We start from the raw sequence: 13,617 nt of genomic DNA, 5'->3' as shown, positions 1-13,617 counted from the left end.
GGTACCGCCATGCAGATCCGCACCGATTTCCCGTACGAGACCACCCACGAGGACCTCTACATCCCTCTGGCGGACGGCACCCAGCTGTACGCCAGGATCTGGCGGCCGGTCACCGACGAACCGGTGCCCGCCCTGCTGGAGTACCTGCCCTACCGGCTCAGCGACTGGACGGCGCCGCGCGACTGGCAGCGCCACCCCTGGTACGCGGGCCACGGCTACGCCTCCGTACGGGTCGATGTGCGCGGGCACGGCAACAGCGAGGGCATGCCGGGTGACGAGTACGACGCGACGGAGCTCGCGGACGGGGTCGCCGTCGTGCACTGGCTGGCCCAGCAGGAGTGGTGTTCGGGCCGGGTCGGCATGTTCGGCATCTCCTGGGGCGGCTTCAACTCGCTCCAGGTCGCCGCGCTCGCCCCGGAGCCCCTGAAGGCGGTCGTCACCGTGTGCTCGGCCGACGACCGCTACGACAACGACGTCCACTACATGGGCGGCTCCGTCCTCGGTGTGGACATGCACGCCTGGGCCTCCACCATGCTGGCCTTCGTCTCCCGGCCCCCGGACCCGGCGGACGTGGGCGACGACTGGCGGGACATGTGGCTGCGACGGCTCGAAAAGGTGGAGCCGTTCATCCACACGTGGCTGGCGCACCAGACCCGTGACGACTACTGGAAGCACGGCAGCGTCTGCGAGGACTACGGCGCCATCGAGGCGAAGGTCCTCGCGGTCGGCGGCTGGCACGACCCGTACCGCGACACCGTCCTGAGGCTCGTCGAGCACCTGGGCCCCGGGCAGGTGCGCGGGCTGATCGGCCCCTGGTCGCACCAGTACCCGGACCGGGGCCTCCCCCCGGGGCCCGCGATCGGCTTCCTCCAGGAGACGCTGCGCTGGTGGGACCAGCACCTCAAGGACGAGGACACCGGGGTGATGAACGAGCCGCTCCTGAGGTCCTGGATCAGCGGCTCGCACCCGCCCGCCACGGTGTACGAGACGCTGCCCGGCCGCTGGGTCGGCGACGCGAGCTGGCCGTCCGAGAACGTCGCCCCCGTGGCGTACGCCCTGGCGGGCGGGCCGCAGACCGTCCGCTCGCCGCAGCAGACCGGGCTGGACGCGGGCCGCTTCTTCCCGTTCGGCAACGACGCCGACCTGCCGCCCGACCAGCGCGACGAGGACGCCAAATCGGTGTGCTTCGAGTTTCCCGTCGAGGACGCGCCCATCGAGATCCTCGGCCGCCCCCGGGTGACGCTCCGGGTCCGCATGGACGTACCGCGCGGCCAGGCGATCGCCCGGCTCTGCGACGTGGCCCCGGACGGTGCCTCCACCCTGGTGACCCGAGGGGCCCTCAACCTGGCCACCCGTCACGGGCGCGACCGTGCGGAGGACTGGCCCGTCGGGGAGACCGAGGACGTGACGTTCGAGCTGAACGGCATCGGGCACACCTTCCCGCCCGGCCACCGGATCAGGCTCGCCGTCTCCTCCTCGTACTGGCCGTGGATCTGGCCACAGGCCGGTTCGGCGGGCTTCACGCTGGAGGCGGACGGCAGCCTCGTCGAGCTCCCGGTGCGCCGGCACACCGAGGACCCGGGCATCACCTTCGGCGAGCCGGAGCAGTCGGAGCCGCTCGGCGTCGTGTACCCGGTCACACTCGACGAGCAGCGCCCGGAGCGGCTGGTGGTCCGGGACGTCGCCAAGGGCGAGTGGCGCCTGGAGGTCGATCCGCGGTACGGCGGCACGCGTGTCTACCCCGACGGGCTGGAGTTCACCGAGGACGCCCTGGAGACGTACACGATCCAGGAGGACGACCCGCTGTCGGCGCGGGCCCGTTCGGACTGGACGATCCGGCTGCACCGGCCCGAGATGGCCTGGGACGTGCGGATCGAGACGCGGTCGGAGACCGGCGCGGACGCGGACGACTTCATCACGTCCAACGAGGTCGTGTGCAGGGACGGGGACGAGATCGTCTTCCACCGGACCTGGGAGAAGCGGATCCCCCGCACGGCGGGCTGACCAGGGTTATCGCGTAACTTTCCGGGCATTACGCCTACTTGAGGCGCTGCCGCCCGCCGACGGCGGCCACGTACCGTGTTCCTCAAGCGACTGGAAAGGGGCAGCGACAGATGCCCGAGCAGAGCAGCCCGCTCGACCTGGCCGAGGGCGATCCCTTCGGTCCGCACAACCTTCCGTACGGCGTGTTCTCCATCCCTGGACACCCCGAGGACCGGAGGGTCGGAGTCCGTGTGGGGAATCACGTGCTGGACGCCGGGGCGGCGGCCCACGCACTGGGTTCGCCCTACGCCCGGCTGCTGGCGCAGCCCAGCCTGATGCCGCTGCTGGCGGCGGGGCGCACCGCGTGGCGGGACGTGCGGCGGGCACTGACGGCCTGGGTGACGGTCCCGTCCCACCGCCCGGACCTGGAACCCCTGCTGTACCCGCTCGACTCGGTGACCCTGCACCTGCCGTACGAGGTCGCGGACTACGTCGACTTCTACGCCAGTGAGCACCACGCCACCAACGTGGGGCGGATCTTCCGTCCCGACGGCGCGGCCCTCACCCCCAACTGGAAGCACCTGCCGATCGGTTACCACGGGCGGGCCGGCACGGTCGTCGTCTCCGGCACGGACGTGGTGCGCCCCTCCGGGCAGCGCAAGGCACCGGCCGACCCCGTCCCCGTCTTCGGCCCCTCGGTGAAGCTGGACATCGAGGCCGAGGTCGGCTTCGTCGTCGGTGTCCCCTCGGAGCAGGGCTCCCCCGTGGCGCTCGGTGACTTCCGCGAGCACGTCTTCGGGCTCTCCCTGCTCAACGACTGGTCGGCGCGGGACATCCAGGCCTGGGAGTACGTGCCGCTGGGCCCGTTCCTCGGCAAGTCCTTCGCGACGTCCGTGTCGGCGTGGGTGACTCCGCTGGAGGCGCTGGACGCGGCCCGGACGGCGCCGCCGGCCCGTGACGCCGAGCTGCTCCCCTATCTGGAGGACGCGGACGACGAGGAGCCGGGCGGCTTCGACATCCGGATCTCGGTGGAGATCAACGGACAGACCGTCTCCGAGCCCCCGTTCTCCTCCATGTACTGGACGGCTCCCCAGCAGCTGGCGCAGATGACGGTGAACGGCGCGTCGCTGCGCACGGGCGACCTGTACGGCTCCGGCACCGTCAGCGGCGCGGAGCCCGGCCAGCGCGGCTCCCTGCTCGAACTCACCTGGAACGGCCGCGATCCGCTGGACCTGGCCGACGGCAAGCGGACGTTCCTGGAGGACGGCGACACCGTCACCCTGACCGCCTGGGCGCCCGGACCGCACGGCACGCGGGTCGGGCTCGGCGAGGTCACCGGACGGATCACGGCCGCAGCGTGACCGGCACCGCGCCCACGCTCCCCGAGAGGCTGCTGCTGCTCGCACTGGATCCCGTACGCGGCAAGCCGTACTGCCGGGGCCGGTTCCTGGAGTACGGCGTCGCCGGGGCGGTCCTGGCGGAGCTGGAGCTCCAGGGGCGGATCGCCGAGGAGCGCGGCCGGGTGGTCGTCGTGAATCCGCTGGACCCGCCGGATCCGCTGCTCGCGGTGTTCCTGCGGAGCCTTCCGCCGCCGGGCAAGAGCAGGTTCGGCTCGGGGATCCCGTCCCGGCGCTGGGTGCGGCAGTCGGGACGCCGGGCCGAAGGGCTGTATCTGGACGCCCTGGTGGAGCGCGGCGTCCTGCGCCGGGAGTCCCGCCGCTTCCTCGGCCTGTTCCCGTTCCACCGGCACCCGGCGGGCCCCGCCTCCCCGGCGGAGCAGGTGCGGCAGCGCTTCGAGGAGGCCCGTGCGGCCGGCTTCCCCGACCGCGGGGACCGTCTGCTCGCGGCGCTGGCGGCGGCGGTGGAGCTGCCGTCCGTGGTGAAGCGGGGCGACCGCCGCACGCGCGCGGCGGTGCGGTCCCTGGCCCGCGAGGAGTGGCCGGCGCAGGCCGTGCACCGCAATGTGCGCCAGGACAAGGCCGCAGCGGCCGGGGGCGGGGACGGCGGTGGCGGGGGCGGCGACGGCTGACGCCCCCCTGGTGTCCGAGGGGTGGTCGTCCGGGTGGCAGATCTTCACCGGCCGGGCGGAGAACACCTGGTCACGGCGGTACGCCCGGCCTCCGCAGGTGGCGCAACACTGTGGCAACACCATCGCGCGGACCCCGTCGGTATGGTCCAGCGCATGCCAGCCGAACGCACCCGTGAGCACACCGTGCCCGTCGCCGCCGCCCGTCGGCGCCGGCTGCGCGCGGACCATGCCCGGCTGCTGGCCGACCTGCTGCGCCACCAGGTGCGTACGGGCGGCTTCCCGGGCGGGGTGCTGCCCTTCGAGGACGCCATCGGCAGTGACTACCGCGTCTCCCGCAACACCGTCCGCCAGGCCCTTGACCTGCTCCGCGCCGAAGGCCTGGTGGAACGGCAGCCGGGGGTCGGCACCGTCGTCGTCAGCGAGCGGTACCCGCACCGCCTGGACCGGCTCCAGGGCCTGGCCGAGACGCTCCACGAACACGGCCGGGTCACCAACGAGGTACGCACCGTCGGCCCCGTGCCCGCGCCGGGCCCCGTCGCGCGCCGGCTCGGGATCGCTGAGCACACCGACGTTCTCTACATCGAGCGGCGCCGGCTGCTGAACGGGCTGCCGCTGTCGCTCGACCTCACGTACATCCCGATGGACATCGGAGCCGGGCTGCTGGGGTGCGACCTGGAGAACACCGATGTCTTCCGGCTGCTGGAGTCCCTGACCGGCCGGCCGCTCGGCACCGCCGAGATCACCATGGAGGCCGTCAACGCCGACGCGCACTCCGCCGCCGTCCTGGAGACCCCGCAGGGCGCCGCCGTCCTGATGCTGGAACGCCTCACCCATCTCTGTGACGGGCGGCCCGTGGACCTGGAGTTCATCCGGTTCCGCGGTGACCGCATCAGCATGAGCGGCCTGCTGCACAGGTCCGACTGACCCCCTCTTCCCCCTCTTCCCCCTCTTTCCTGGAGACCGCCATGCCTCTGGCGCCCCAGCGGGCCGACGTGCCCGTGACCATCGACGAGTCCAAGTGCATCGACGGCTGCACCCTCTGCGTCGACATGTGTCCACTCGACTCCCTGGCCATCCACCCGGACAGCGGCAAGGCCTACATGCACGTCGACGAGTGCTGGTACTGCGGCCCGTGCGCGGCCCGGTGTCCCACCGACGCGGTCACGGTCAACATGCCCTACCTCCTCCGGTGAAAGGCCTCTCCTCCCATGCGACGAACGGCAAGCCGTACTGCCGGGGCCCTGCTGACCTCCGCACTGCTCGTCCTGCTCACCGCGGGCTGCGGCGGCCAGGCGAGCGCGGGTGACGACGACACGGTCACGGTGACCGTCGGCTATCAGTCCAGGACCATCAACACCGTCACGGCGGGCACCCTGCTGCGGTCGCTCGGCTACTTCGAGGACGAGCTGCGCGCCCGAGGGGAGCGCGACGGCGTCACGTACGAGGTGAAGTGGCAGGACTACGCGACCGGCGCCCCGATCACGGCCCAGATGACCGCGGGAAAGATCGACATCGGCTCGATGGGCGACTTCCCGCTGCTGATCAACGCGGCGCGCGGCAAGCAGCTGAACCGTCCGACCAAGCTGGTCTCGGTGACCGGCTACAACCTGCGCGGCGGCCTCAACACCGTGGTGACCGGCCCTGATTCCGGTCTTCGCTCCCTGGAGGACCTGCGCGGCAGGAAGGTCTCCACGAGCGTCGGTTCGGCCGCCGACGGGACGCTCGTCCGGGCGCTCCAGCAGGCCGGGCTCGACCCGGAGAAGGACATCCGCAAGCTCAACCAGCAGCCCGCCGTGGGGGCGTCGGCACTCCAGGCCGGCAGCGCCGACGCCCTGTCGCAGTTCGTGGCGTGGCCCGGGCTGCTCGCCTTCCAGGGCAAGGCCGAGGCCCTCTACGACGGGGCGGAGCTGAATCTTCCCACCTTCCACGGCGTCACCGTCGTCGAGGACTTCGCGGAGAAGCGGCCCGCCGTGCTGGAGGACTTCCTCCGGGCACAGGGCCGGGCGACGGATTATCTGCACGAGCACCCGGTGGCGGCCTCCGAGTCGGTGGCGAAGGCGACGGGACTGCCCGCCGAGGTCGTCCACCTCTACAACGGCGCTCAGGGCATCGCCACGTTCGACACGACGGTGAAGCCCGCCCTGGTGGGGGCGCTCAAGAAGGACGTCCCGGTGCTGCGGTCGGCGAAGCTGGTCGGTGACGTGGACGTCGACGACTTCGTCGACGAGCGGTACGTGAAGCGGGTGTACGGCTCCGCCTACGCGAAGGCACGGGCCGCCGGCCCGCCCGCCGCGCGGGGCGGGGAGGTCTGGCTGAAGGGCCAGGACACCACAACGGCTTTCGCCACCCCCGCCGAGGTCCTGCGGTACGCCGCCGCGCACAAGGGCAAGGTCCGCGCCGCGTACGTCCCCGACGCCGGCACCGGCACCCTGTGGTTCGCGGACCGGGCCGTCTGGGTGTCGGACGGCACGGAGCTGAGGCCGTACGTCACCGGATCCGCGGCCCGCGCGGACGCCGCCGCGCACCCGGGCGCGCGTATCGTCCCGTACGCCACCGCGCTCGAACTGGCCCGCGCCTCATGAGGGGGCGGCGGTGGTCGGCCGCGCTGCGGGCCCTGTCACTGGTGGCCGCGCTGGGTGTCTGGCAGCTGCTGACCACCTACGACGTCAGTCTGTGGCTGCGCTTCGAGCAGTTCCCCACGGTGACCGATGTGGCCGGGGCGTTCGGCGACCGGCTCGGCAGCGACGCGTACTGGCAGGACCTCACCGACAGCCTGACCCGGATCGTCACCGGCTTCGCCCTGGCCGCCGTCCTCGGCATCACGGTCGGCACGGCCGTCGCACGGTCCCGGATCGCCTCGGACCTGCTGGGCCCCGTCCTCGAAGTGATCCGCCCGGTACCGGCGATCGCCCTCGTGCCCGTGGCGATCCTGCTCTTCCCCAGCAACGAGCAGGGCATCGTCTTCATCACCTGCACGGCGGCGTTCTTCCCGGTCATGGTCTCCACCCGGCACGCGGTGCGGGCGCTCACCCCGGTGTGGGAGGAGGCGGTCCTGACCATGGGCGGCGGCCGGTGGCGGATCCTCGGCTCCGTCGTCCTGCCCGGCGCGCTCCCCGGCATCCTCGGCGGGCTCTCCGTCGGCATCGGGGTGTCGTGGATCTGTGTGATCTCCGCAGAGATGATCTCCGGCGAGTACGGGGTCGGCTACCGCACCTGGCAGGACTACACGGTCGTCGACTATCCGGGGGTCTTCGTCGGGATGGCCACGATCGGCCTGCTCGGGTGGATCACCTCGACGGCGGTGGAGCTGCTGGGCCGCCGGCTCACGCGGTGGCTGCCGCGTACGGAGAACCGTCCGCCGTCGCCGCCCGTACGGCAGCGGCGGACCGTGTCCCCGGCCGCAGCGACGGCCCCCCTCGCGAAGGAGCGGGTGCACCCATGACCACCACCACGTACCGAGGCGTCCGGCTCACCCTGCGCGGTGCCGTGCTCGGCAGGGCCGGGGCCCCCGTCCTGGAGGGGATCGACCTCGATGTCGTACCCGGTGAGATCCTCGCCGTCGTCGGTCCCTCCGGCTGCGGCAAGTCCACGCTGCTGCGCACCCTGGCCGGGCTGCTGCCCGCCCTCGGCGGCGAGGTCGTCCAGGACGGTGAGGCGATCACCACGCCCCGCGCCGAGCGTGCCCTCGTCTTCCAGGACGACGCCCTGCTGCCGTGGCGCACGGTGCGGGCGAACGTCGAACTGCCCCTGGCCATCCGGGGTTTCGCACGGGCCGAACGCCGGGCACGCGCCGAGTCCTGGCTGGCCCGGGTCGGCCTGGACGGGCACGGCGCGAAGCTCCCGCACCGGATCTCCGGCGGTCAGCGCCAGCGCGTCCAGCTGGCCCGCGCTCTGGCGGCCGAGCCGCGCGCGGTCCTGATGGACGAGCCCTTCGGCGCCCTGGACGCCCAGACCAGGGCCGGGATGCAGCAACTGCTCGTCGACGTCCTGCACGGCACGGGCGCCACGGTCGTCTTCGTCACGCACGACGTGGACGAGGCGCTCTTTCTCGGTGACCGGGTCGCTCTGCTGCCCACCGGCCGTGTCCTGGACGTACCGCGTCCGCGCGAACGCGCCGCGCACGCCGACCCGGCCACCGTCGCGCTGCGCCGCGAGGTCCTCGAATCACTCACCCCCGCCCACTGAAAGGCATGACCGTGCAGATCCCCGCCCTCGCCGACGCCGAGGAACTCTCCTGCGACGTACTGGTCGTCGGGGGCGGCACGGCCGGCACGATGGCCGCGCTCACCGCCGCCGAGCACGGCTCCTCCGTCCTGCTGCTGGAGAAGGCGCACGTCCGGCACTCGGGCGCCCTCGCCATGGGCATGGACGGCGTGAACAACGCGGTGATCCCGGGCCGGGCCGAACCCGACGACTACGTCGCCGAGATCACCCGGGCCAACGACGGCATCGTCGACCAGTCCACCGTCCGGCAGACCGCCGTGCGCGGCTACGGAATGGTGCGGCGGCTGGAGTCGTACGGGGTGAAGTTCGAGAAGGACGAGCACGGGGAGTACGCCGTCCGGCAGGTGCACCGCTCCGGCTCGTACGTCCTGCCGATGCCCGAGGGCAAGGACGTCAAGAAGGTCCTCTACCGGCAGTTGCGGCGCCGGGAGATGCGGGAGCGGATCCGCATCGAGAACCGGGTGATGCCCGTCCGGATCCTCACCGGTGACGACGGCAGGGCGATCGGGGCGGCGGCCTTCAACACCCGTACCGGAGCGTTCGTCACGGTCCGCGCCGGTGCCGTCGTGCTGGCCACCGGGCCGTGCGGCCGGCTCGGACTGCCCGCCTCCGGCTACCTCTACGGGACGTACGAGAACCCCACGAACGCGGGTGACGGCTACGCCATGGCGTACCACGCGGGCGCCGAGCTGACCGGGATCGAGTGCTTCCAGATCAACCCGCTGATCAAGGACTACAACGGCCCGGCCTGCGCCTACGTCGCCAACCCGTTCGGCGGCTACCAGGTGAACCGGCACGGCGAGCGGTTCGTCGACTCCGACTACTGGTCGGGGCAGATGATGTCCGAGTTCGCGGCGGAGGTCGCCTCGGACCGGGGGCCGGTGTATCTGAAGCTGAGCCACCTCCCCGAGGAGTCCGTCAGCGCCCTGGAGGGCATCCTGCACACCACGGAACGGCCGACGCGCGGCACGTTCCACGCCAACCGGGGCCATGACTACCGCACCCACGACATCGAGATGCACATCTCCGAGATCGGCCTGTGCGGCGGCCACTCGGCCTCCGGCGTCCGCGTCGACGACCGGGCCCGCACGACGGTGCCGCGCCTGTACGCGGCCGGGGACCTGGCCTGCGTCCCCCACAACTACATGATCGGCGCGTTCGTCTACGGCGATCTGGCGGGCGCCGACGCCTCGCAGTACACGGCCTACGAGGGCGAACTCCCCGCGCAGCAGCTACGCGAGGCCCACGAGCTGATCTACCGGCCGCTGCGCAACCCGGACGGCCCGCCGCAGACCCAGGTCGAGTACAAGCTGCGCCGGTTCGTGAACGACTACGTGGCGCCGCCCAAGTCGGGGGCGCGGCTCTCGCTGGCGCTGGAGTCCTTCGAGCGGATGCGTACGGACATCGGGGAGATGGGGGCAACCACCCCGCACGAGCTGATGCGGTGCGCGGAGGTGAGCTTCATCCGGGACTGCGCGGAGATGGCGGCGCGCTCCTCCCTGGCCCGCACGGAGTCCCGCTGGGGGCTGTACCACGAGCGTACGGACCATCCGGAGCGCGACGACACGGACTGGTTCCACCACCTGGACCTGCGTAAGTCCGCTTCGGGGGCGATGACGTTCACGGCCCGGCCGGTGGCGCCCTATCTCGTGCCGGTGGACGGTTTCGACCCGGTGGGCGGGGTCTCGCGGGAGCTCGGCGAGGTCGAGGCGGAGCAGGTGGCGACGGCCGGGGCACGGGAGTCGGCCCCTTCCGGCTCGACGGCGCCCGTGCGGCCCGGGGCCGCCGACTCCGCTTCGGCCGGGCCCTCCCCCCGGATCCTGGAGCTGCTGGCGCTGGCCGAGGACCAGCCGGAGCTGCCGGATCTCGCCCCGTATCTGACCGACCCGGACCCGGCGGTCCGGCGGGCGGCGGTGGCGGCGCTCACCGAGTCGACCCCGGCGGGCGCGGGGCCCGCGCTGGCGGCCACGCTCGCGGACCCCGCTCCGTCGGTGCGAGCGGCTGCCGCCGCGTCCCTGCGGGAGCTGGTCGAGGTGCTGCCGGCCGAAGAGGCCCTGCGCGAACCGCTGGTGGTGGCGCTGGGCTCGGAGGACCCCGTCGTACGCGCCACCGCGCTGGACACCCTGCGGGCGCTGCGGCTGGGGGACGCGGAGCTGTACGCGCGCACGCTCGGCGACCCCGACATCGGCGTACGGGTCCACACGGTGAGCGCCCTGGTCTCGGTGGACGCCGCAGACCTGCTGGCCAGGGCCGTGACGGACCCGTCCCGGGAGGTCCGGGTGGCCGTCGCCAAGGGGTTGGCGGCCACCCGCTCCCCCGGGCCTGAACCGTTGGTACCGCTGCTCGACGATCCCGACCCGCTGGTGCGGGCGGCGGCCCTGGCGGCGCTCGCGGCGACGGGGTGCCCTCCCGCGTACGCGGGAACGGTGGTCGGCGCCCTCTCCGATCCGGCCTGGCAGGTCAGGGCGGGGGCGGCGACGGCGCTCTCCTCGGCGGAGCCGGCTTCCGCGGTCGCGCCGCTGACCGGGGCGCTGGCCGACCCGAACGCCGATGTGCGCAAGGCCGCTGTCCTGGCGCTGCTGAACCACACGTCCCACCAGGCGGCCCGAAAGGCCCTGGCCGGGGTGCTCACGGACCCGGACGCGGACGTGCGCGCGTACGCGGCGCGGGGGGCGGTGGTCAACGGCGCGTGACTCGTGCACGCGTGCGGGTGGGCTTGACCGGATCGCCCGGCGAAACCCCTGGATGCCCGGGAGACTCGTCGTATGGAGCAACGATGAGCATCGAGCCCGAGCCGCGATGGGCGGTACCGCCCCTGGGCGGCTGGACCGCCGATGACCTGGACACGCTTCCGAATCTGCCTCCGCACACCGAGCTGATCGACGCGAGCCTGGTCTTCGCGTGCCCGCAGACGCTGTTCCACTCAGCAGCGGTCAGCTTCTTCTCGGGGCAACTGCGGTCCTCGGCCCCGCCCGGTCTGGAAGTCGTGGGCCGGTTCACCATCGACATCGACCGCTTCAACCGGCCCGAACCCGATGTGATCGTCGTGGACGACGAGGTCATGCAGAACCTGGACCGGACTCGTCTCCCTGCCGAGTCCGTCCGCCTGGCCATCGAGGTCGTCTCGCCGGAGTCCGGGTCCCGCGACCGGGAGACGAAGCCGGTGAAATACGCCCGGGTGAAGATCCCGCACTTCTGGCGGGTGGAGAACCACAACGGTCGTGCCGTGGTCTACGTGTTCGAGCTGGAGCCGGCCACCGGTTCCTACACCTCCACCGGGGTCTTCCACGACCGGATGAAGGTCTCCGTCCCCTTCGAGGCCGACTTCGACCTCACCGCCATCCTCCCGCGCCGCCTGACAGCGGACTCCCGATAGCGCCCGCGCGCCCCGCCCCGGCTCACTCGAACTCCGGCGGCTCCTCGTCCCAGCCGAACTCCGGGTCCGCGTCCTGGACCGGGGTCCGAGCGGGTGGCACCGGTGAGGGAGCCGCGTCCGGCTCCGGAGCGGCGGCGGGGGCCGTGTCCCCCAGCCCCGCCAGGACCTCCAGCACGCCATCGCCGTACGTCGCGAGCTTCTTCTCGCCGAGACCGCTGACCCCGCCCAGCTCCGCCAGGGTCGTGGGGCGCAGGGCCGCGATCTCCCTCAGTGTCGCGTCGTGGAAGATCACGTACGCCGGGAGGCCCAGCTCCTTCGCCTGGGCGCCGCGCCAGGCGCGCAGCGCCTCGAAGACCGGGACGGCCTCGGCGGGCAGGTCGGCCACGGCCGCCGCCGACTTGGCCTTGCGCTCGCCCGAGCCGCCGGACCGCGTCGTGGGCCTCTTCGGCTCCTTGCGCAGCAGCACCTCGCGCTCCCGGCCGAGCACGGAACCGCTCTCCTCGGTCAGCACCAGCGTGCCGTACTCACCCTCGACGGCGAGCAGCCCCTGGGCGAGCAGCTGGCGCACGACACCGCGCCACTCCGCTTCGGACAGCTCCTCGCCGATACCGAAGACCGAGAGCTGGTCGTGGTCGAACTGGATGACCTTGGCCGTGCGGCGGCCCAGCAGGATGTCGATGATCTGGCCGGCCCCGAACTTCTGGTTCCGCTCCCGCTTCAGCCGGACCACGGTGGACAGCAGCTTCTGGGCGACCACGGTGCCGTCCCAGGTCTCCGGCGGGGTCAGGCAGGTGTCGCAGTTGCCGCAGCTCTCGGCGCCGGGCTCCTGGCCGAAGTACGTCAGGAGCTGGGCCCGGCGGCACTGGACGGTCTCGCAGAGCGCCAGCATCGAGTCCAGGTGCGCGGCCGCACGCCGCCTGAAGGCCTCGTCGCCCTCGCCGCCCTGGATCAGCTTGCGCTGCTGGACGACGTCCTGGAGCCCGTACGCCATCCAGGCCGTGGACGGTGCCCCGTCCCGCCCCGCGCGGCCCGTCTCCTGGTAATAGCCCTCGACGGACTTCGGCAGGTCGAGGTGGGCGACGAAACGCACGTCCGGCTTGTCGATGCCCATGCCGAACGCGATGGTCGCGACGACGACCAGGCCCTCCTCGCGCAGGAAGCGCGACTGGTGGGCGGCGCGCGTGCCGGCGTCCAGACCCGCGTGGTACGGCACGGCCTCGATGCCGTTGCGGCAGAGGTACTCGGCGGTCTTCTCCGTGGAGTTGCGCGAGAGGCAGTAGACGATCCCGGCGTCCCCCGCGTGCTCCTCCTTCAGGAAGGTCAGCAGCTGCTTCTTCGGGTCGGACTTCCCCACGACGCGGTACTGGATGTTCGGCCGGTCGAAGCTGGCCACGAAGTGCCTGGCGTCGGGCATGCCGAGGCGCTGGGTGATCTCCCGGTGCGTGGCATCGGTCGCCGTGGCCGTCAGCGCGATACGGGGTACGTCGGGCCAGCGCTCACCCAGCACGGACAGGGCCAGGTAGTCGGGGCGGAAGTCGTGGCCCCACTGGGCGACGCAGTGGGCCTCGTCGATGGCGAAGACGGAGATCTCGCCGCGGGCCAGCAGCGCGAGCGTCGAATCGAGGCGCAGCCGCTCGGGGGCCAGATACAGCACGTCGAGCTCACCGGCGACGAACTGGGCCTCCATCGAGCGGCGCTCGTCGAAGTCCTGCGTGGAGTTCATGAAGCCCGCGCGGACCCCCAGCGCGCGCAGGGCGTCCACCTGGTCCTGCATGAGCGCGATCAGCGGGGAGACCACGACACCGGTGCCGGGCCTGACCAGCGCGGGGATCTGGTAGCAGAGGGACTTGCCGCCGCCGGTGGGCATGAGCACCACCGCGTCGCCGCCCTCGACGACATGCTCGATCACCGCGCCCTGCTCGCCGCGGAACGCCTCGTAACCGAACACCCGGTGCAGCGTCTGCTGCGCAGCGCTCTCGGTCGTCACACTCATGGTCGCGCCCGT

At 72.4% G+C, this 13,617-nt stretch carries 11 protein-coding genes; 10 read left to right on the top strand and 1 reads right to left on the bottom strand.

Annotation, left to right across the window (positions count from 1 at the left end):
- Nucleotides 1-9 precede the first annotated feature (9 nt).
- The 10 genes from ACIP63_RS09205 to ACIP63_RS09160 all read left to right on the top strand — a co-directional run bounded on the left by ACIP63_RS09205 (nt 10) and on the right by ACIP63_RS09160 (nt 11,612).
- Nucleotides 10-2,004 carry a CocE/NonD family hydrolase gene (locus ACIP63_RS09205; protein WP_401512902.1) on the top strand — a complete coding sequence of 665 codons (1,995 nt, stop codon included), beginning with the start codon at nt 10-12 and terminating at the stop codon, nt 2,002-2,004.
- A 110-nt stretch (nt 2,005-2,114) separates the two neighbouring features.
- A complete protein-coding gene (fahA, locus tag ACIP63_RS09200; RefSeq protein ID WP_401512900.1) occupies nt 2,115-3,344 on the top strand; it encodes a fumarylacetoacetase in 1,230 nt (409 codons plus the stop codon).
- Nucleotides 3,341-4,012, top strand: a complete 672-nt coding sequence (locus ACIP63_RS09195) for a GPP34 family phosphoprotein (protein ID WP_401512897.1) — start codon at nt 3,341-3,343, stop codon at nt 4,010-4,012. Before fahA ends, ACIP63_RS09195 begins: the two co-directional genes overlap by 4 nt.
- Nucleotides 4,013-4,165: 153 nt before the next feature.
- Nucleotides 4,166-4,936, top strand: a complete 771-nt coding sequence (locus ACIP63_RS09190; protein ID WP_393757802.1) for a GntR family transcriptional regulator — start codon at nt 4,166-4,168, stop codon at nt 4,934-4,936.
- 41 nt (nt 4,937-4,977) lie between these two features.
- Nucleotides 4,978-5,205: a ferredoxin family protein gene (locus ACIP63_RS09185; protein WP_033297536.1), complete on the top strand. Its 228-nt coding sequence runs from the start codon at nt 4,978-4,980 to the stop codon at nt 5,203-5,205.
- A gap of 15 nt (nt 5,206-5,220) precedes the next feature.
- Nucleotides 5,221-6,594 (top strand): ABC transporter substrate-binding protein, encoded by a 1,374-nt coding sequence (locus ACIP63_RS09180; protein ID WP_401512893.1) that lies wholly within the window; start codon nt 5,221-5,223, stop codon nt 6,592-6,594.
- On the top strand, nt 6,591-7,454 hold the full coding sequence (locus ACIP63_RS09175; protein ID WP_401512890.1) for an ABC transporter permease: 864 nt from the start codon (nt 6,591-6,593) through the stop codon (nt 7,452-7,454). Before ACIP63_RS09180 ends, ACIP63_RS09175 begins: the two co-directional genes overlap by 4 nt.
- Nucleotides 7,451-8,197 carry an ABC transporter ATP-binding protein gene (locus tag ACIP63_RS09170; protein ID WP_401512888.1) on the top strand — a complete coding sequence of 249 codons (747 nt, stop codon included), beginning with the start codon at nt 7,451-7,453 and terminating at the stop codon, nt 8,195-8,197. The genes ACIP63_RS09175 and ACIP63_RS09170 overlap by 4 nt, the downstream gene beginning before the upstream one ends.
- Before the next feature lie 5 nt (nt 8,198-8,202).
- Nucleotides 8,203-10,929 (top strand): fumarate reductase/succinate dehydrogenase flavoprotein subunit, encoded by a 2,727-nt coding sequence (locus ACIP63_RS09165; RefSeq protein WP_401512885.1) that lies wholly within the window; start codon nt 8,203-8,205, stop codon nt 10,927-10,929.
- A gap of 83 nt (nt 10,930-11,012) precedes the next feature.
- Complete coding sequence (locus ACIP63_RS09160; protein WP_401512882.1) at nt 11,013-11,612, top strand: Uma2 family endonuclease; 600 nt, start codon at nt 11,013-11,015, stop codon at nt 11,610-11,612.
- Between the two features lie 22 nt (nt 11,613-11,634).
- On the opposite strand, the gene recQ is transcribed toward ACIP63_RS09160, so the two are convergent.
- Entirely contained in the window at nt 11,635-13,605 is a 1,971-nt protein-coding gene (gene recQ, locus ACIP63_RS09155) for a DNA helicase RecQ (RefSeq protein ID WP_401512879.1), read from the bottom strand.
- Nucleotides 13,606-13,617: the final 12 nt, after the last annotated feature.

Origin of the sequence: Streptomyces sp. NPDC088746 (genome assembly GCF_044751065.1) — a bacterium.
In the GTDB taxonomy this organism is placed as follows: Bacteria; Actinomycetota; Actinomycetes; order Streptomycetales; family Streptomycetaceae; genus Streptomyces.
The sequence above is the reverse complement of the archived record's forward strand: the minus strand, read 5'-3'. Positions and strand labels throughout refer to the sequence as shown.